A 17,124-nucleotide genomic window follows, 5' to 3' on the forward strand; every position below is an offset into this window, starting at 1 on the left:
GCGGCTTGACGCCGATCGAGTTCGAAGCCAAGCTAACCGAGCCGCTCACACTCGCGGCCTAAACCGAAACTGTCATCAGTTCGTTCCTCACGCCCGACGCCGTCAATTCATGTACTGGATAGGCAACTGATGCTGGCAAAGACGTCCCCGAGACCTGCCTTGCGCGCCGAACGTCCGGTTGAAGTTTCGCACGCACGCGGGTGGTTCGTGTACCGGGAACCCCGAACAGATCAGTAGCTAGCGAGCAGTCATAAAGGTAGGTTTCCTGAATGTATTCGAAGCCGTGGGCTTGGTTCTGGACGGCAGTCGTCGGCATAGCCAGTGGGATCTTGGGCTATTTCCTCGCTGCGGAGGTAGGAGCAGGGCTGGGGTGGTCCATCGTCGCGGGCGTGGCTTCACTCGTACTCTGCGGCGGCGGTTGCGTGATCTTCATGGAGCCAGGTGCCCGCTCTCAGGACGACCGCCGCGACGGCCCAAAGAGCTCCGACCCTGCCGGGTGATAACGCGAAGATCCCAAGTCGTGATCCCCGCTTGTGCGCCACCGATAATCGGCCTTATGTCGGGCCGGTCGGACAGAACGGGCGCCCTCTTCTCGGTCGGCCGCGGCCGCAGTTCGACCCGCACGCTTTCGTGCGCTCGAACGGCACCCTCTGCAGCCTTTCCAAGGAGGGCCGCGCAACTCTTGTCAACCGAGCGGAGCCCGTTAGCCGGACAGCATCCATATGCGACACCGCCGCCCGGCTCGTACACGAATGTGCGGCAGAGACGGCAATACGATGCAGAAGTGGCGGGAACATCGAGGGCTAAGAGGCTGACGTTAACTACGGAGCGTCAACGCTCGTGGGGAGAGTACGTGCGGTGACAAGATTCAATCGACGGACGGTACTCGTCGGCGTCGGGATGTTTGGGGCTGGGGTCGCGCTTGGTTGCGGTGTCATTTGGGCTTCGCTGGAAGTGACGAGACCCCCGGCAGACCCGTTGGAAGCGCGCGCCTTTACGTCGGTCGAGGTGGTATCTGGTGAGGTTGGGGCAAGCCTTCAGTTGAGCACGGTTGCTGAGTGGGATACCGCGCTGGTGGGAGCGAATCGTGCCGCTGGCGTGGTGACGCAGGTCGCGGTGGAGCCAGGAGCACAAGTGTCACAGGGAGATCTGCTGTACTCGGTCGATTTGCGGCCCGTAGTCGCGGCGGAGGGCTCCGTCCCGGCATTCCGTGACGTTGGCGAGGGTGTGACAGGCGAAGACGTGCGGCAAGTGAAGCAACTTCTCTCTGATCTCGGGTTCTACCGCGGCGAGGTTAATCGGGTTGCGGGCTCAGCGACCGCGGCCGCGGTACGCGCATGGCAGAAAAGTCTCGGAGCACCGCAGACGGGAGTCGTGGCGGCAGGGGACGTGATTTTTGTCCCGAAGTTGCCCTCACGGGTGGTGGTCGATAACGAGCTCGTATTCCGCGGAGCATCGCTGGCGGGCGGCGAAGCGGTGCTTGCGGGCTTGCCATCGTCGCCGAAATTCGTGCTTCCTGTCACCGATGTGCAGGCATCAATGATTCCGGCAGGAACACGCGTCGAGATCACATCGCCCGAAGGAGACCGCTGGGTGGCGTTCGCCGGCGACCAGTCCAGGGATGAAGCATCGGGAACAGTCACTGTGTCTTTGTCAGGTGAAGGCGACGCGAGTATCTGCGGGGACCAGTGCGATCAGGTACCAGCTACTGGCGGGCAGGTGCCGCTGTCGTCAAGGATCGTGACGGTGGAAACCGTCTCGGGGCTGGTGGTGCCGTCCTCAGCAATCGTGTCGGGGGCGGACGGGCAGCTCGCGGTCGTCGCCGTGTCGGGAGAACGGATACCGGTGAAGGTCATCTCGGCGGCACGCGGTATGTCGGTAGTAGAGGGCGTGGATGCCGGAGTGAGCGTGCGCGTTCCGGCCGGGGCCACGTCATGAGTGCCACAGTGTTGGAAGCGCGCGAAGTTGCCTTTGGGTACACAGCAGGCGTCCCCGTGCTGGAGGGATGGTCGGCCCAATTCGCAGCCGGGTCGATGACGGCGCTGACTGGGCCCTCGGGCCGCGGGAAGTCCACCCTGTTGTATTTACTAGGGCTGATGCTGCGCCCTAGCAAGGGCGAGATCCTTGTTGATGGGCATGTGGTTAGCGGAGAGCGAGATGCCGTGCGGGCACACTTGCGTGCGCGTCAGTTTGGGTTTGTGTTTCAGGATGCAGCACTCGATAGCAGCCGCACGGTCCTCGACAACGTTACCGAGACCGCCCTTTATCGGGGTGAGAACCGTCACGACGTTGAACCAGACGCACTCCGCCTACTGGAACGGTTCGGTGTAGACGTCCCCGCAGACCGCAAGCCCGGACAGGTCTCGGGCGGTCAAGCACAACGAATTGCATTATGTCGGGCCTTGCTGGGCACGCCCGCCATCCTTCTCGCTGACGAACCCACGGGGAACCTCGACCCGTCGACCACGCTCGTTGTAGTCGACGCGATGCGCGCCCACGCCGCCGACGGAGGAACGGTGGTAATCGTTACCCACTCTCCTGAGGTTGCGGGGGCATGTGATGAGGAGATCTTTTTGTGAGATCGCTGTTGGTCGAGGCTGCGGCGTCTGCCCGTTCGCAACCAGTCGCGTCGATGCTCGCAATCCTGGTGGTCGCTGGGATGATCCTCTCTGTCATGATGACGACCGGACGCACGGTTGCTGCCGAACAGGACGTCCTTTCCTCGATCGATGATGCGGGGACTCGCGTGATCGAGATAAGGGCAGACGATGCCGCTGGCGTGACGAGCGCAGTACTTGCTCGGATGGCGAACATTGAAGGCATTGAGTGGGCGGCCGCGTTCTCCTCTGCCGTCGACGCGACCAACACACTGATTCCGGACGGCACCCGCGTCCCCGTTCGGTATATCTATTCCGATGATCTCGATCAGCTGGGCGTCGCGAACCCGTTGTACGGCGAATCCACCGCGTATGCCTCCCAGACCGCCCTCGATCAGTTAGGGCTGGCCGATGTCGGCGGGTCTGTGACGCTTACAAACGGCGTCACGGCCACCATCGGTGGCCGCATCAATGTTCCGGATTACCTCGAGAAGTTCGAGCCGCTCGCTCTGATCCCCACCACCGATGATCGCCCCGCAGTAGTGAATATCGTCGTCGTAATCGCCGAGAGCCCTGAGCTAGTCGCACCTCTCGCCGACGCCGTCGTGTCCGTCCTTGCAGTAGAGGACCCCACGATGATCACCGTGCAGACGAGCGAGACGCTCGCTCAGCTGCGCGCGCTGATCCAGTCTCAGCTCGGTAGTTCGTCGCGCACGCTGGTGCTTGGGCTGCTTGGGATCACGACCGTGCTTGTTGCCGCCATTCTTTACGGCCTCGTCATCATGCGCCGCAAAGATTTTGGGCGACGTCGTGCCCTCGGAGCTACCCGTAGCTACATAGTCGCGCTTCTTGTTGCTCAGACCGGAATCCTTGCCGCCGTTGGCATCGCCTTTGGCATCCTCGTTGCGACTGGTGCATCCCTCGCTCTGGGCGATCCGCTTCCGGGGGCAAAGTTCACGGTGGCGCTGGGCCTTCTCGCGTTCGTAGCCGCAATTGCCGCAGCGCTTGTCCCTGCGGTCACCGCCAGCCGCCGAGAACCCATACGCGAGCTGCGGGTACCTTGACGTGCCTGCGGTTATGTTCGTTCGGCCAAACGAACTAGCAGATTTCGCGACCACCGACCGCCGCAGTCAGTTCCAGATGTCGTCGGGGATTTGAGGACAAGCCTCATTAATCTCGGCCACAGCGTCCGGGGTGAGCGTGATTCCCTCATACGGGGACCAGGCTCCCTCTGACTCGATGAAGACGGACATGCTGGGGACGTCCGCCTCGATGTCATACCCTTCCGCCTCGAGGCAATCGATCAAGTCTGTCGATCGATAGACATAGAGCTTCTCGAGCTGAGCGTCTGACAACGGCGTGACGTACTTCCGCTCGACGGGATACTGAACCTCGCATGTATATATCGCGATGTTGAGGGACTCCGTCCTGCCGGGCTCAGTGACAGTTGGGTAGACAATGCCTTGTCCATCATCGGTAGCGGTCGCGTTCCATCCAGAGTCTTTGAGGCACTGGATCATCGTGGGGCCCCACTCCGCGAGTGAGATCGCCCGGACCTGCTTCACGTCTGGAGGCGACTCGATGCCCAACGATTCCGCGAGGGCGGCGGCTTCTGCCTCAAAGGACGGTGCTTCCTCAGCAGCGTCGTTGTCGGGCGGTGCTGCGCTTGTGCAGCCTGCCAGTCCAGCCGACAGCACTGACAGAGTCACCGCGCCGATCAGGAGATTCCTGCGTCGACTCAACTACTGCATCCAGCGTAGCCGTTGGAGATGTCACCGCCGGTGCCGGTGATCCAGGTTCGCCAGCCCGGGATGTTCCTCGAACCGACCCACGATGTGCGCTTCACGTAGGCGGACCCGTTGTTCCACGAGCCGAGCGTGGTCACGCCTGCCCTGTGGTTCACTCGGCCCTTCGCGATCGACTCAACATATCCAGCCGGGCGATTTGTCGGACACGTGATCGGAGTGTCCGAACCGAACTCAGACGCGGCCATAGCCGTGCTCGGAGCGACAAAGAGGGCACCCGCTGCGAGCGAGACCGCCACCCCCATGCCAAGAATGCTCTTTCTTGCCTTGTTCATGTTTCCCCCCATATCCCTGCAACCTTTATGGATGCTATGTGAACCGTAGCGTCCCGAGCCTCATCTTCAAAAGGGGGCAACCATAGCCGGCAGTGCCCCGATCCTCCACCGGTTTAACTAATTCAGTCGACTGACGCTCATGCGCCGCTCGGCAGCTTTTGAATGCAGCCTGGGAAAAGCGCGGAGCTGCGGCGCGACTTCGCGACCCTGTTCGACTGGCCAAATGCCGCAGGGTCAAGGGTCACCTCACCTCGAGGCTAACCAGCTGCCACAGGCCAAACCGCCGCGACCGCCTCGCCCGGGCTCTTGGCGTTTCTGGTGTCAGCGAGCACGCGGTTCGCGGACCACTCCGAACCGCACCGATAATCGGTCTTATGTCGGCTGGCACCTCAGCGTGAAGACGGCACGGCGGGCGACGGTGGCGCCGCCGGGGGTGTGGCATCTGTCGATGCGAGAGTTGCTGCGGTGGCGATGGCGATGCTGGCGCAGAGTGCGATGAAACCAAAGCGAGCAAAGCGGCCACGGACGGTGAGCCATCGCTCGTCTGCCTCAAGAATCTCGAGCTTCACATCGACGAGCTTCCTGTATCCCTGAAGGAACGGCTTGGTTCGCATTCCTTCACGCATCGCTCGCACATCTAGCGCGTCTCCTGTCAAGAAACCGAAGGCGGCAAAGGCGACTTCCTCGGCACAGAGCAAGAAGAAGTTCAAGGTCGAGAAAGTCCAGGTCTGGCGCAAAAAGACCAACGCGGCGGGTAAACGCAACGGGACGATTCTCAAGATCACCTACACGGCACCGCGCGCTTCGCAACCGCGATATCTGAAACTCGATAGGCCCGACAAGGCGCGTCCATACAAGCATTGGGTGCGCGGGACCGTCACCATGAGAGGCGGAAACAGAGCCATCCAGCACTATTCGTTCTGGGGGAGGAAGATCAAATGAAGCAGAATCAGCCCTTGGCGTCATCCGGGGAGTCCTGGTTCCTCATCGAACCTCATCTGATGAGTCCCCGGCCTGCACGTACCGCATCAGATCTCACTGTGCGGGATGATGACCCGGACGTCGGATGGAGCGGCGACGAGGACGAAGAGTACGACCGTCTTCGTGAGGGATGGTTCAAAGCAGTCCGTTGGGCTCAGGATCGCGGAGTCTCCGCGATCCTGGCGTCAGTCCTCGACTCGAGTGGCGAGGTGTCGTTGAGAAACCTTGGCTTTACGTTCAGTCCGCCAACAAGGTCGTTTAACCCCAAGACAGACAGACGCTCCGGCGAGTGGCTGTACACAGGAGATGCAATGACCGAGACGCTAGAGAAGCTGGTCGATATACCCGTCGTATCGTTCGTCGCATTCAATGGAAGCACCGATTACATCTGGGTTACAGACGATTCCTGGTACACCCTGCTCCTCAATGAGCCCGGCGGCTCAGCAGCTCTTTCGGCCTACGGTCTCTGACCTCGCCAACGGTTCTACAGGCAATCCTCGACCCCTCCCGTTTATTACCGATAATCACCGTTATGTCAGATAACTGACATAACGTTAGCGGGACGCCTCCCCTTGCGCGCCTCAACCCGCTTCACATCCCGTCTACGGGTTCGCGGACGATCTGCGGCTGCCCCCAGATACGAGCGTGGCCCTTCGGAGTGTTCTGCCTCATGAACCGCCACCAACTCGCTTTGAGCATGGTCTTCGCGGATCGCCACATCAGCGCTCTACCGACCCGTCTGACCGCGACGCCGGCAGACCTGATCACGAAACCGCGAGGTCGGCGGACGACTTCGACGAAGGGGTCGGCGTACTGGTTGAGCTCGGGCAGTTCGTCGTTCCGCCAAGCCCCTTCCGAGATTCCGTCATAGGACTCTGCCGGTTTGTAGAGTCCACCATTGGCGCGGGTCCAGTCGGCCTCGTCGACCTCAATCAGGTCGCGAAACGCGATCGCATCGTGAGGTTCGAGCCTGTAGGGCAGCTTGACAGTCTTGTTGGCCTCGATGACGTCCTCGTAGTGCGTGCCATAACTGAACCACCAGCCGCTGCGAGTGATCGTCACAGCACGCTCGCCAACGTTCGTGACGAGAATCTGGGCCTCCCAACCACGAGAGGAACTTCTGAGTGATGTGTCGAGAACGATCACTGGCCGCGACCAGTACGTCTCCCTGAGCTGTGTCACTAGCGATGCAGCAGCAAAGAACGCGGCGAAGGCTGCGACGAGAACCGACCACACCTCGAACGAGTCGGAGCTCGACGCGGCGGAAGCAGAATTGGCACCGACAGAGAGCGGGTACGGGGTGGTCATCAGCGAGATGTATTCGGCTGGCACAGAAGCGAGAATGGCACGTTGTCGTGCGGATACTCGACCGAGCTCTGTGGATAGCCGACTCGGGCCTGCCTTGCACCCCGCCTAGGGTGTGTCTCATAAACAGTGGTGGGTCCAGGCGATGACCGCGTTGAGGACCACCGCGGCGCGGAACACGACCGCGAGCTTGTCGTAACGTGTCGCCAGGCCCCGCCACTGCTTGACGTGACAGAACCGCCGTTCAACGACGTTCCTGCCCTTGTAATCGACCGCGTCGAACCCGGGAGGTCGCCCGCCGCGTGACCCGCGCCGTTTCCGATGCGCCTGCTGGTCGCGCGGCTGCGGGATCACCGCCCGGATCCCGCGGTCGCGCAGATGAGCGCGGATCGCGCGCGAGGAGTACGCCTTGTCCCCGCGCACCGCGTCGGGCCTGGTGCGGGGACGCCCCACCGGGCGTGCGACTCGGAGCCCGCCCAGCAACGGCAACAGCGCGGGCGCGTCACCAGACTGGCCCGGCGCGACAGCGATCACCAGCGGCAGACCGTGGTCATCGACGAGCTGATGGATCTTCGTCGACAGTCCGCCCCGGGAGCGACCGATCGCGTGATCAGGCGGCTCGACGGTCGGATCCGTGTAATTCGATCCAGCCCCCTGTGAGGCGCGTGAGGTTCGTCGCGCGCTGATGCGCCCTGGCGATCGTGGAATCCACCGACACGGACCAGCCGATCTTCCCCGCCTGATCGGCGGCGGCCAGCAGCGTCTGATGAATCCGGTCCCAGGTGCCATCGGCCGCGAGGTTCCGATGCCACCGCCACACCGTCTGCCACGGCCCGAACTCCCGCGGCAGATCACGCCACGCGATCCCGCACCGATACCGGTAGATGATGCCCTCCACGACCGTCCGTGCGTCCGAGAACGGACGCCCCTGCCGGCCCGTCCGGGACGGGAGGAACGGAGCGATCAGCGCCCACTGGTCATCGGAGAGGAGCTGGAAGCGAGACACCCCACCAGCATCTCGGCTCTACCCCTCGCCCTTTATGAGACACGCCCTAGGTGTACTGACCCGGATCGTTGTTGACGTAGGAGAGACCTCCGGGGTCGAGTTGGAGCTGTCTAATTCCTCAGCTCGATCACACGGAGGTCTCTCGTGTCTCGCGCTAATGCCCGGCTGACTCCGGCCGGCAGGTTGATCATGGTCCAACGCATCGGATCGGGGCGTGCGGTCGCGCATGTCGCGGCGGAGATGGGTGTTTCCCGCACTACGGCGTGGCGGTGGTGGCGCCGGTTCCGGGAGCACGGCAAGGGGGCTTGCGGGATCGGTCGAGCGTGGCGCGTACGCATACGCATCCGCATCGCACTGGTGTGTGTGTGAGGAGACTCGGGTACGCCTAGAGATAGACCGGCAATCCACCTCTTAGAGCGACAGCCCAGAATCGCGATCGGTGGAGGGCTGTCGCGCACCGGTCACCTGCTTCACGTGCTCGAGGCGGGCAGCGGCCTCGGCGACGAGCTGCTCGGTGGGCAGCGCCTCGCGAATGGCTCGTTCTGCCGCCACACGGTCGGCGAGACAAACGGCCTTCCCGTGTGCGGTGCGAAGCTCGCGGTACTGAGCGCTGCGTTCCTCGTACTGGGCCGACATGCGCTCGTAGATGAGCGCAAGCGGAGGCCCGTTCCCGGATGACTGAGCTCGCGACGCTGGAGTGGGTGTGGTGGTGGAACAACTCCCGCCTCCACGGCGAGCTCGACATGCGCACCCCGGTCGAGGTTGAACAGGCGTATTACGCTGACCTCGAATCAGCCAATCCGGCGCCTGCCGGACAAGACTCCCGATAGGAACGAAAGTCAGGCCGATTCAGTTCGTCAATCCGATTGCTATTACTGCCGAGCTCGAGCAGTCTGAGACCCAACTATTCCGGGGGGAAACATGAAGATCTCGAAGATTGCCCTGATGATCGGTGCCACGACGGTAGCTGTGGGGCTACTGTCCGCAACCAGCGCCTCTGGGAAACCGAACGATGCACCCGACCGTGAGATCACGTTTGTCGTTGACGAGACCGCGATGACATTGCGTGAAGTGGGGACTGCCAGGAGTGCCCTGGTCGCAGAAGGCGACAACTTTCTGGTGACGATGCGCGTCTCAGCTAACGACGTCATCAACGAACGTCAGATTGAGCTTGTCCGTCATCCCAACGCATCCGACACAAGGAATCCAGCCACTTTTGTGGCCAGCACAACGGGGCGCGTTACCCTCACCTGGTCAGCGCCCGAGGGCAGCTCAATCGAATGGGAGATCCGTCGTGATGGCCGGCCGATCGGCACGACCCGGGAAACGACCTTCACCGATGATCGGCCTCCGAGCCAGGGCATCTCGGAATATCGTATCGAGGGGCATCGGGAGGTGCTGGTCGACGGTCAACCCGCGACCGAGCCCTTCCTCGTGGTTTTGGATGTTCCTCATGTCGACTCCAGCTCGATCGGTGACCGACTGAACGTCGAAAGCCGATCCGTCGACAAGAACGAGGACGTGCTGCGCGCCCAGGCAGCGCAGGTCACCACAATCAACCAGCAGCTGAACACGTTCATTCCGGACTATGCCATCAACGGGCCGTGGAATGTCCCCGCGTGCTTGCAGGCTTGGAGCGTTCAGCCGGGAACCCTGCTGCGGTTCGCCGGCGACAATCGAACGTTCGCGGGGCCGAACACCTCAAATCCCAGTGTCCGAACCCAGATATGGGCCACGTACAACATCACCGACGGTGCTCCGTACCCCATCACTTCGTTCGGCACGAAGACATCAGGGACGCGACTGATCGACGCGAACGGGAACACAGTGGTGCAGAAACGTACCAACCTTTCGGGTATTCAGCGTGTTGGCGATGCGGGAGATCCCAACTCGGTGCTGAGCACATGGGAGCACGAGGCAACTGATCCCCTATGCGCCTTTGCCGACCCTATCGACTACAGGTTCACGTTTGGCTCAACTCAAAATGGGTATGTGACGTTGCGCGGGTGGCATGAACAGGCACCGTCTTACGAATTCAGGACGCGATGGGGAGCCAACGGTATAACCGGTCCATGGAAGAACGTCTACACGGCCACCAACAAGGGGTTCGAGTACCTTTTCGCTGCGATGCCGAAGGCCAACGTCGACATATACCGGTTGGTGTCACCGCTTTGAGAAGCCTTTGATGCGTTCGTCTGGCATGGCCGGCGCAGTGCTGCTGGTATCGGCTGCGGCTGCGAGCACTTCGAGTGTGCTCGTCGCCGCCATACCCCCATGGGCGTCTGGGGACTCAGGGATCGCGTTCGCTCCCCTACTATCAATCTTGATAGGGACGATAGCTGCGGGCCACTTGCTGAAGCGTGCCTTGCTTGTGTACGCCCTGCTGCCGTTGTTGTTCGTAGGATGGGCGGTGACTTTCGTCACGACGTCCGGCGTTCTCCCTCCAGGTTCAGTGGTCGCATCGGTCCTGCTCTTGGCGACTGGCATCCTTCCCTTCGATGCGACGTCCACACGAATAATCTTGAGCTCGGTCGCGCTCGGAGGTGCGGCGGCCGTTGCTTCCTTTGCATTGCGCACGGTAGAGGGTTATCCAGCTCTTGCTCTTGCCGTGTTCATCAACGTAGTTGCTCTGGTTGCCTACCTCTCGGCCGCGATGATGTGCTTACGACAGTGGCTACCTCGATGGGCGCGACCAACAGGCAAGAACCCGCCTGCAGCGTTCACTAAACCCGACGGCCCTGTGGTTGAACGCTTGTCCTCAGCCACCCGAGGATCGAAGGGCTGACGGCTCCCAGACTTGGTCACACATTTCTGAGGATCCAGGCCATCAGCTGGAGAACACGATCCACTCGCGACCTAGTCGATTCGACGTCACTCCCAGTTTTCCAAAAGTGACATCGGCGGGCAGTTCCAGATCGCCGCACGCCTCCGGTCGTTGCGATTAGTGAGCCGACCACGGCGTACATGGGCTTCCCACATACGTCCCGTCTGTACGCACATGGGAGACGAAGAGATCAACTGTCCCGTGACGCTGGATGGCCTCGAGTTCCGCCCGTTTCATGGGGAACGATCTCGACGGCAGCTTCTGCTTGCGTGTTCTCCTGCCTCTCACCGCGGTGCTGCACTCACCCCACGGGAGGCTGCAGTCGCCCTGAAATCGAGTACTGCATCGGACGGATCTGATGCATCGTCACTCGTCGCGGAGTCTGACCGCCTGGAAGGGTCAACCAGATCCGTCCAACCGTGGTGCCTTCAGGGTTGAGCTCGAGGCGCCGCCCGTCCCACTCCCACGTCTCTTCAACCTCCACGACAGCGCGATAAAGCGCGCGCTCAGTTTTGACCTGCGCCGCCTCCGACAAGATCGGCACACAACGCGGCCGCCGGGTCGGATTCGACGCGACAAATGGGATCTCCCAGTCCGCGTCGACCACACGATCGTCCACCAGGACGGGTGCCATCACTTCCAGCCTCACGCCTTCGAGCAAGGCGGGAAGGCGTCGCTGGTTCAGTCCGCGAACCGCCCACACGAAGACGAAGAGCAGGGCCACCAGCGCAACGAGACCGATGATCCAACCAGTCGAACCCCACTCAGCCACGACGCGCCTCCATCCGCTTCTGGTGCCTGCCGGCCGCGCGGTAGACGCTGCTGCGCGACGTGTTGAATAGCGTGGCGATCTCTGCCGGAGTCATCTCGTTGTCCGCGAGGTGCCTGGCGATCGCCGCATCCTTCTCGGGCGACAAGCTCGGCTGCCGACCCTTCAACTTCGCCCGGACCGCGGGGCGCGCCATCGCCTCCTGGGTCCGAAGACTGATCCATCCGCCCTCCGCCTCGGCCATGCCGGCGAGGAAAGTGAGAAACAGCTTCGACCACGGGTCGCGAGGGTCGTACGTGGTGCGCCCCATCTGAAAGATCACGCCTCGTTCGGTGAGCTCACGAACCTGCCGGAGCGTCTCTTCGGCGTTCCGCGCGAACCGGTCCAGCCGCGGGACGACGAGAGTGTCCCCTTCTCGCACCGCGGCCATCGCTTCACGCAGCCCTGACCGCTCGAGGTTCTTACCCGTGAACCCCTCGTCGGTGTAGATCCGGTCGGGGGCGACTCCCAGCTCGAGCAGGGCGAGGCGCTGCGTCTCGACGTCCTGAGCGATAGTGGACACCCGTGCGTAGCCAACGATCATCTGACCCTCCTCGTCGTTCCATATAGGGAACCGTCAGCGGGATTCCTTACGAACACGCTATATGGGACGGTCGACATCGTCGGTGAGGTGTGGCTTCGTTCGCTTGGTGGCGGGGTTTTTGCAGCGCTCCGTGGCGGTCTTGTTGCCGCGATCACGCAGGACTGGCTGCAGGTAGGTGTCGCGGTCTGAACCGAGAGGGGTGCGCCCGGTCGGGGCCGTTTGGATCGCTGCCGCTACGTCAAAGTCCGAAGGCTCCGCCGCTGACGAGGATCACGATGCCGAGGCCGATGAGAACGATGGGGAAGAGGATGTGCTCCCAGCGTTCGAGCACTTCTGCGATCGGGGGGCGAGTGGCGACGAACTTTGCCAGGGCCACCAGGACCGCGACGAGCGCGAGGAAGACGATGCAGTAGGCGACTACTGCGAGAGGTTCCACGCTGAGGAAGACAGGGGTGTAGACGCCGATGTTGTCGCCGCCGTTGGCAAGGGTGACGCCTGCGACTGTCCACACGCCGACCTTCTTGCCGGCAACCTTGGCCTCGTCGTCATCGTCGTCATCGTCTCCGCGCCAGGCCTGCCATGCGGCCCAGAGGCCGAGGCCCAGAGGGATGAGACCGAAGTACGGGATGGCTGCCGAGGGCAGGAATGCTCCGGCACCGATGGTCACCAGGACCGCGGCACCGAGGATGCCGGCGAATCCGAGGTACTGGCCGGCCAGAATGCGGGCGGTAGTGCCGCGCTGGCCTGCCCCTCGCGCGAAGAAGAGGGAGAGCACGATGATGTCGTCGATGTTGGTCGCTGCGAACAGGCCCATCGCCTGCAAGACCGAGGTGAGGATCATGCGCCCTCCCCAGCTGCGTCGCATCCGGGAAGCGAGCAGGCGGGATCGATGCACGGGGCGTCTTCGTCCACTGCCAGGGTGGCATCGACCAGTGCCGTCAGCGCCTGCGCCAGGTGCGAATCGGCGATCTCATATCGTGTCCGACGACCCTCGGGCTCGGAGACGACGATCCCGCAATCGCGCAGGCATGCCAGGTGGTTGGACACGTTCGGGCGTGTCAGGTCCAGATCTCGGGCCAGTTCCGCCGGGTAAGCGGGATGGTCGAGCAGGGTCAAGATGATCCGGGATCGAGTGGGGTCGGCCAGTGCACGACCCAGGCGGTTCATCACGTCGAGACGCGAAGCAATAGTCAGCATGGACTGAACTATACAGCGCGCACTGAACACTCGGTCACAGGCGTCAGCCTAGATCGCATGCCCGTAAGGGGAACCTTCACCGTACGTCGAGAGAGCTTCATCCTCGACGATGTGACTTTTGCCGATAAATGGCGGCGTTCTGTGATCGCTCTGTGTCGCATCGGCGGGCCGAGCGCAGCACTAGTCGGATAGGGCGCGGGACCTTCTGTAGAACGTCGCGCGGGACATTCCAAGATCGCGGGCGACTTGAGCTGCGGGCTCACCGCTCTGGACCAGGCGAAGAGCGTTGCGGATCTGACTGTCGGTTACCCGACGCGGGCGACCGCCGAGATCCTTCCCCGCGGCCCGGCGCTTGCTGATCGAGTCGACGATCCGCTCTCGCTTGATGTCGTGCTCCATCTGCGCCAGCGCAGCCATGACCGTGAACAGCATGGACCCCATCGGGGTTGAGGTGTTGACGTCGCCGCCGCCGAGGTTCAGCACGCGAAGGCCCGCGCCGCGGTCGCGCAGCTCCTGTGCGAAGCCGAGCATGTTCTGCGTCGATCGGCCGAGCCGATCCAAGGTCGTGATGATGAGCGTGTCTCCGGCCTCGAGCGCATCAAGCGCGCGATCGAACTGCGGACGGGATGCCCTGGCCCCGGAGACGCCGTGATCGACGTACAAGTCGTCGCGCCGGACGCCGGCACCCAGAAGGTCAGTCTCCTGCCGATCCGTCGACTGCGGCCGCGTCGATACCCGCGCGTATCCAATCAGTTTCGTCACGATGCTCCAGGTGTCTCATAACTGACGTTGAGTACCTGAATCCAACCATGCAGTTTCGACACATGGTTATGAGAATCGCCGTCCCCGAGATATTCCGCCGTCCTCCTGCGATCCTGACCGAGCTGGCGAGACGTCGCGTATCCCTAGGGTTGTGAGGCACCTACGGTGTCGCGTATGAGGCGCCTGCGCGGGCAGGTTCACCGAGCGGGGCATACGGACACCAGGGTGACGACGGCCGCGCGACGCCCCGATCAGGCGACCGGCAGCCCGCTTGTCGACCGGCATCCGCGCGGTAGGTATGCGCGTTAGCCCACACGGACCGCGAACGATCTGAGACGCTGAGCTTCATGAGTTTCGAGGAGGCTGGTTGGTTCGAGGTCGGCGCTGAAGACGCGCCGATCATAGTGAGCCTCGATTACCCGATGGCTGTGATCCGGTCGCGGGGCGCGGACGATGTGATCGTGTCGTGGCCGGACCTGGATGTTGGGCCGCGGGCGGTGTCGGTTACCGTGATGGGTGCTCCGACAGGCGCGTGGGTGTTCTATCGTCCGGAAGAGTCGGAGGATGCCGAGTTGCCGGACGGCGCGCCCGCCGCTGTGCATATCGCCGGCGATGGTCGTCTGACAGAGTTCACCGGCCTCACCGCTCGCCACGCACTCGGGCCGACGAGGCATGGACTGTGGTTGATGACCAGCAATCTGCCCAACCCCGACATTCAGAGCGCATGGCGCGAACTTCAGCAGGTGACGGTTCTGCAACCTGGCGGACATGCGCGAAAAGTCACGGTTGAGGGAGTGCCCGCATTCGCCCTCGATCACGGCGGATCTGCGCGAGTGGTCCTTCACGATGGTGCGCCCGCGACGAAGAGCGCAGGCTGGGGCGGGCGGACATACATGTACAGCTACATCGGCGTCCCCCTCGGTGACGAGCTCCCCGACGAGATACGCCCGTCGGGGCGCGACGCCGAACGCTTTGACGACCAGGAACTGTTCACGGCGATGGAAACGGCAGTGCCCCGATCACCCGCCAGTCCCCCCGCGCACGCTCCTATCTCCTGGGATATGGTCCAGCTGAGCGACACCGAAAAAGAGGCGGCCGTGAAGTCGGTGCTGCGCGAGTTCGATCACCTCGACCACTACTGGCACAGCGCAGATGGCAGCACCGGTCCACTTGCGCGTGGGCTCCGCGATCCCCTCGTCGAAGTAAACGGTCAATGGCCCCACACACGCGTCGACGTGTCCTTCACCCACCCGCACTACCCGGCAGGCCGGCTCCGCCGATCCATCCAGGTCTACGACACAGCCGGCCGGATACGCCCCGCCACGTACGCATCCATCCACCTCATGGAAGACCTAGACACGATGGCACCGCCCTCCACCGAACACGCTCGCAACGGCGTCCAGCACATTTAGTCCATCGCGGCCAGCCCGCAACAGGTCGCGCGCTGAAGGACCCGCGGACGGGCAGCCGAAGCCCGTGGACGGGGGCTGGACCACGAGGGTTAAGCTGACGGAATGGAGCGCAGGCGCAGGGCCACCGCGATGATGCTGGTGGCATGCGCGTCGATCCCGATCGGCGCCTTGTTGTTCGTGGCGTTGCGGTGGACATTCACCACATGGAACGCGTGGCAGTTCTCGTTGCGACCCGAACTCGAGAACTGGACAGTCCCATCTTTGGGCACAGAGATACCAGCGCTCGCGTGGGCCATTGTCTTTACGCTGGCCTCACTTGTCGTCGCTTTCGCTCTCGTCCAGCGACGCACCAGCTCCGCGCCCTGACCAGCGCTTCGGCCATCACCGCTACTGACATGCCGCCCGCTGAGGGACCGGTATCCGGGCGGCGTGGCACGATGTCAGACAGACGCACTCAAAGCGACGGCAAGGTCATGAACCAGGCAGAGATCAACAACAACCAAGTCGATTCCGCTTCAGCCGCGGAACGTCAATCACGGTGGGTAGCCGCGAGTTTGGCCGCCGCTGCGACTACCGGCGGCTTGGTCGCCATCCTGTACCTGGCATCCGCTATCGGATGGACGATCGAAGGAAGAGCGCCGGCGTCGGGTTGGGTCGCTATCGTCGCCGGAGTAGTGGCCGGTGCCGTCGCTGGTGGTGTTGCGATCGGCATCCAGCGGCGGCGAGCCATGCCCCGAATCGCCGCTCCCATCATCGGATCAGCTCTCATCGTGATCATGGGCATTTTGGCCTGGGTCGCAGCGTGGCCATTCGACACAAACGGAAGCGCACGATACGGCTTGGCCGTCATCGTGCCCTTCGCGGTGATTCTCATCTCGCTCGGCACCACCATCGTCGCGTTCACTCGACCGGCCCTCTGGCGTGGTCTGTCGATAATCGGCTGGGCGATGATCCTCGTCGCTTCGCTGGTGGGACTCCTGCCCACCATCTAGGAGGCATTCGTCCGTTGGCCCATCCCTACCGGGCACCCCACTGCGCCAAATAGCGATGAAGATTCACCGCCATGAAGCGATCAAATTCACATATATGGGACGGTCGACATCGTCGGTGAGGCACGTGATTCTGCCTGAGTCGTCAGCAAGCGCGCACGCTCGATGGCGTCCCACAAAGCGATCCCTAATCGGGCACCGCGCGTATGCGCAACGGTCGCGAGCGACCGCGAAGCGCACAGCCGCGGCTCCATGCGCTTAGGCGACCAACGCGACCCGCGAGTCTCCATCAGACCCAGGGCGCTTCGAAGTTGGTCTTCATGTGGCGTCTCGCGAGCGGGTTTACTCACCCCTCGATGCGGCGAGGGGCGCTCGGGCTCGCATTCTTGGACATCACGATGAACGACGGCATCATCCGTGGCACATTGTCAGCGCGACCGGACTGGATGCTCATGGTCCTCGCGATCAGTCACCGAGCGACGCACGGTGCGCTGGCGAAATGGCACGACTGCAAAGCGACCCCGTGTCGACGGCGCTCGAAAACTGGACAGTAGCGGCGCTTGAAAAGTGAACACTCAACGATTGGAGAGTGATCACTTTGGAGGACTGGGCGTTGATC

Annotated in this window: 18 protein-coding genes and 1 pseudogene; 8 read left to right on the top strand and 11 right to left on the bottom strand. The window is 62.7% G+C overall.

What is annotated here, in order from left to right:
* Window positions 1-1,041: 1,041 nt before the first annotated feature.
* From ACPEH0_RS14440 to ACPEH0_RS14450, 3 genes are read left to right on the top strand one after another with little or no spacing between them, the layout of a single operon-like run.
* Window positions 1,042-1,938, top strand: coding sequence for a peptidoglycan-binding domain-containing protein (locus ACPEH0_RS14440; RefSeq protein ID WP_366214703.1), 897 nt, complete (start codon window positions 1,042-1,044; stop codon window positions 1,936-1,938).
* The gene (locus ACPEH0_RS14445) at window positions 1,935-2,579 is read left to right on the top strand and encodes an ABC transporter ATP-binding protein (RefSeq protein WP_366214704.1); all 645 of its coding nucleotides are present in this window, start codon (window positions 1,935-1,937) and stop codon (window positions 2,577-2,579) included. Before ACPEH0_RS14440 ends, ACPEH0_RS14445 begins: the two co-directional genes overlap by 4 nt.
* A gap of 53 nt (window positions 2,580-2,632) precedes the next feature.
* On the top strand, window positions 2,633-3,661 hold the full coding sequence (locus ACPEH0_RS14450) for an ABC transporter permease (RefSeq protein WP_366214705.1): 1,029 nt from the start codon (window positions 2,633-2,635) through the stop codon (window positions 3,659-3,661).
* Window positions 3,662-3,727: 66 nt separating this feature from the next.
* On the opposite strand, the gene ACPEH0_RS14455 is transcribed toward ACPEH0_RS14450, so the two are convergent.
* Together ACPEH0_RS14455 and ACPEH0_RS14460 are read right to left on the bottom strand one after the other, a co-directional pair.
* Window positions 3,728-4,306: a hypothetical protein gene (locus ACPEH0_RS14455; RefSeq protein WP_366214706.1), complete on the bottom strand. Its 579-nt coding sequence runs from the start codon at window positions 4,304-4,306 to the stop codon at window positions 3,728-3,730.
* Between the two features lie 760 nt (window positions 4,307-5,066).
* Window positions 5,067-5,441: a hypothetical protein gene (locus ACPEH0_RS14460; RefSeq protein ID WP_217532595.1), complete on the bottom strand. Its 375-nt coding sequence runs from the start codon at window positions 5,439-5,441 to the stop codon at window positions 5,067-5,069.
* Between the two features lie 174 nt (window positions 5,442-5,615).
* Between ACPEH0_RS14460 and ACPEH0_RS14465 the strand changes: the two genes are divergently transcribed.
* Entirely contained in the window at window positions 5,616-6,128 is a 513-nt protein-coding gene (locus ACPEH0_RS14465) for a hypothetical protein (protein WP_217532593.1), read from the top strand.
* A gap of 121 nt (window positions 6,129-6,249) precedes the next feature.
* Here the strand turns inward: ACPEH0_RS14465 and ACPEH0_RS14470 are convergent, their stop codons facing one another.
* Window positions 6,250-6,966 carry a hypothetical protein gene (locus tag ACPEH0_RS14470; RefSeq protein WP_366214707.1) on the bottom strand — a complete coding sequence of 239 codons (717 nt, stop codon included), beginning with the start codon at window positions 6,964-6,966 and terminating at the stop codon, window positions 6,250-6,252.
* Window positions 6,967-7,083: 117 nt separating this feature from the next.
* Window positions 7,084-7,969, bottom strand: a protein-coding gene (locus tag ACPEH0_RS14475; protein WP_366214708.1) for an IS5 family transposase whose coding sequence is annotated in 2 segments (ribosomal slippage) — window positions 7,084-7,617 and window positions 7,619-7,969 — 885 coding nt in all. Because the reading frame shifts where the segments join, the coding sequence is not laid out codon by codon here.
* Between the two features lie 144 nt (window positions 7,970-8,113).
* Between ACPEH0_RS14475 and ACPEH0_RS14480 the strand changes: the two are divergent.
* Window positions 8,114-8,337 (top strand): annotated as a pseudogene (locus ACPEH0_RS14480) (helix-turn-helix domain-containing protein); the annotation flags it as partial.
* Window positions 8,338-8,380: 43 nt separating this feature from the next.
* Here the strand turns inward: ACPEH0_RS14480 and ACPEH0_RS14485 are convergent.
* Window positions 8,381-8,605 (bottom strand): hypothetical protein, encoded by a 225-nt coding sequence (locus ACPEH0_RS14485; RefSeq protein WP_366214709.1) that lies wholly within the window; start codon window positions 8,603-8,605, stop codon window positions 8,381-8,383.
* A 285-nt stretch (window positions 8,606-8,890) separates the two neighbouring features.
* Between ACPEH0_RS14485 and ACPEH0_RS14490 the strand changes: the two genes are divergently transcribed.
* Window positions 8,891-10,144, top strand: coding sequence for a DUF3238 domain-containing protein (locus ACPEH0_RS14490; protein ID WP_366214710.1), 1,254 nt, complete (start codon window positions 8,891-8,893; stop codon window positions 10,142-10,144).
* A 950-nt stretch (window positions 10,145-11,094) separates the two neighbouring features.
* Here ACPEH0_RS14490 and ACPEH0_RS14495 read toward each other — a convergent pair.
* The 5 genes from ACPEH0_RS14495 to ACPEH0_RS14515 all read right to left on the bottom strand — a co-directional run bounded on the left by ACPEH0_RS14495 (window position 11,095) and on the right by ACPEH0_RS14515 (window position 14,104).
* Complete coding sequence (locus ACPEH0_RS14495; protein WP_366214711.1) at window positions 11,095-11,565, bottom strand: hypothetical protein; 471 nt, start codon at window positions 11,563-11,565, stop codon at window positions 11,095-11,097.
* The gene (locus ACPEH0_RS14500) at window positions 11,558-12,145 is read right to left on the bottom strand and encodes a recombinase family protein (protein WP_242086938.1); all 588 of its coding nucleotides are present in this window, start codon (window positions 12,143-12,145) and stop codon (window positions 11,558-11,560) included. The genes ACPEH0_RS14495 and ACPEH0_RS14500 overlap by 8 nt, the downstream gene beginning before the upstream one ends.
* 238 nt (window positions 12,146-12,383) lie before the next feature.
* Entirely contained in the window at window positions 12,384-12,986 is a 603-nt protein-coding gene (locus ACPEH0_RS14505) for a cadmium resistance transporter (protein WP_016997609.1), read from the bottom strand.
* On the bottom strand, window positions 12,983-13,342 hold the full coding sequence (gene cmtR / locus ACPEH0_RS14510; RefSeq protein WP_006590980.1) for a Cd(II)/Pb(II)-sensing metalloregulatory transcriptional regulator CmtR: 360 nt from the start codon (window positions 13,340-13,342) through the stop codon (window positions 12,983-12,985). The genes ACPEH0_RS14505 and cmtR overlap by 4 nt, the downstream gene beginning before the upstream one ends.
* Window positions 13,343-13,522: 180 nt before the next feature.
* Window positions 13,523-14,104: a recombinase family protein gene (locus ACPEH0_RS14515; RefSeq protein WP_242088785.1), complete on the bottom strand. Its 582-nt coding sequence runs from the start codon at window positions 14,102-14,104 to the stop codon at window positions 13,523-13,525.
* Between the two features lie 347 nt (window positions 14,105-14,451).
* Between ACPEH0_RS14515 and ACPEH0_RS14520 the strand changes: the two genes are divergently transcribed.
* Window positions 14,452-15,516: a hypothetical protein gene (locus ACPEH0_RS14520; RefSeq protein WP_359921440.1), complete on the top strand. Its 1,065-nt coding sequence runs from the start codon at window positions 14,452-14,454 to the stop codon at window positions 15,514-15,516.
* An 89-nt stretch (window positions 15,517-15,605) separates the two neighbouring features.
* On the opposite strand, the gene ACPEH0_RS14525 is transcribed toward ACPEH0_RS14520, so the two are convergent.
* Complete coding sequence (locus ACPEH0_RS14525; RefSeq protein WP_366214712.1) at window positions 15,606-15,812, bottom strand: hypothetical protein; 207 nt, start codon at window positions 15,810-15,812, stop codon at window positions 15,606-15,608.
* Window positions 15,813-15,953: 141 nt separating this feature from the next.
* Here ACPEH0_RS14525 and ACPEH0_RS14530 point away from each other — a divergent pair, with 141 nt between their 5' ends.
* The gene (locus ACPEH0_RS14530; protein WP_366214713.1) at window positions 15,954-16,508 is read left to right on the top strand and encodes a hypothetical protein; all 555 of its coding nucleotides are present in this window, start codon (window positions 15,954-15,956) and stop codon (window positions 16,506-16,508) included.
* Window positions 16,509-17,124 lie beyond the last annotated feature (616 nt).

The organism is Microbacterium sp. NPDC079356 (assembly GCF_049545465.1).
Taxonomy (GTDB): domain Bacteria; phylum Actinomycetota; class Actinomycetes; order Actinomycetales; family Microbacteriaceae; genus Microbacterium; species Microbacterium gawkjiense.

Bases quoted from the DNA above. Each gene is read 5' to 3' on its own strand.
- ACPEH0_RS14530 (WP_366214713.1), top strand. From the start codon at position 15,954: ATGTCAGACAGACGCACTCAAAGCGACGGCAAGGTCATGAACCAGGCA.
- ACPEH0_RS14500 (WP_242086938.1), bottom strand. From the start codon at position 12,145: ATGATCGTTGGCTACGCACGGGTGTCCACTATCGCTCAGGACGTCGAG.
- ACPEH0_RS14525 (WP_366214712.1), bottom strand. From the start codon at position 15,812: ATGGCCCACGCGAGCGCTGGTATCTCTGTGCCCAAAGATGGGACTGTC.
- ACPEH0_RS14470 (WP_366214707.1), bottom strand. From the start codon at position 6,966: ATGACCACCCCGTACCCGCTCTCTGTCGGTGCCAATTCTGCTTCCGCC.
- ACPEH0_RS14505 (WP_016997609.1), bottom strand. From the start codon at position 12,986: ATGATCCTCACCTCGGTCTTGCAGGCGATGGGCCTGTTCGCAGCGACC.
- ACPEH0_RS14485 (WP_366214709.1), bottom strand. From the start codon at position 8,605: ATGTCGGCCCAGTACGAGGAACGCAGCGCTCAGTACCGCGAGCTTCGC.
- ACPEH0_RS14520 (WP_359921440.1), top strand. From the start codon at position 14,452: ATGAGTTTCGAGGAGGCTGGTTGGTTCGAGGTCGGCGCTGAAGACGCG.
- ACPEH0_RS14450 (WP_366214705.1), top strand. From the start codon at position 2,633: ATGCTCGCAATCCTGGTGGTCGCTGGGATGATCCTCTCTGTCATGATG.
- ACPEH0_RS14490 (WP_366214710.1), top strand. From the start codon at position 8,891: ATGAAGATCTCGAAGATTGCCCTGATGATCGGTGCCACGACGGTAGCT.
- ACPEH0_RS14445 (WP_366214704.1), top strand. From the start codon at position 1,935: ATGAGTGCCACAGTGTTGGAAGCGCGCGAAGTTGCCTTTGGGTACACA.
- ACPEH0_RS14465 (WP_217532593.1), top strand. From the start codon at position 5,616: ATGAAGCAGAATCAGCCCTTGGCGTCATCCGGGGAGTCCTGGTTCCTC.
- cmtR (WP_006590980.1), bottom strand. From the start codon at position 13,342: ATGCTGACTATTGCTTCGCGTCTCGACGTGATGAACCGCCTGGGTCGT.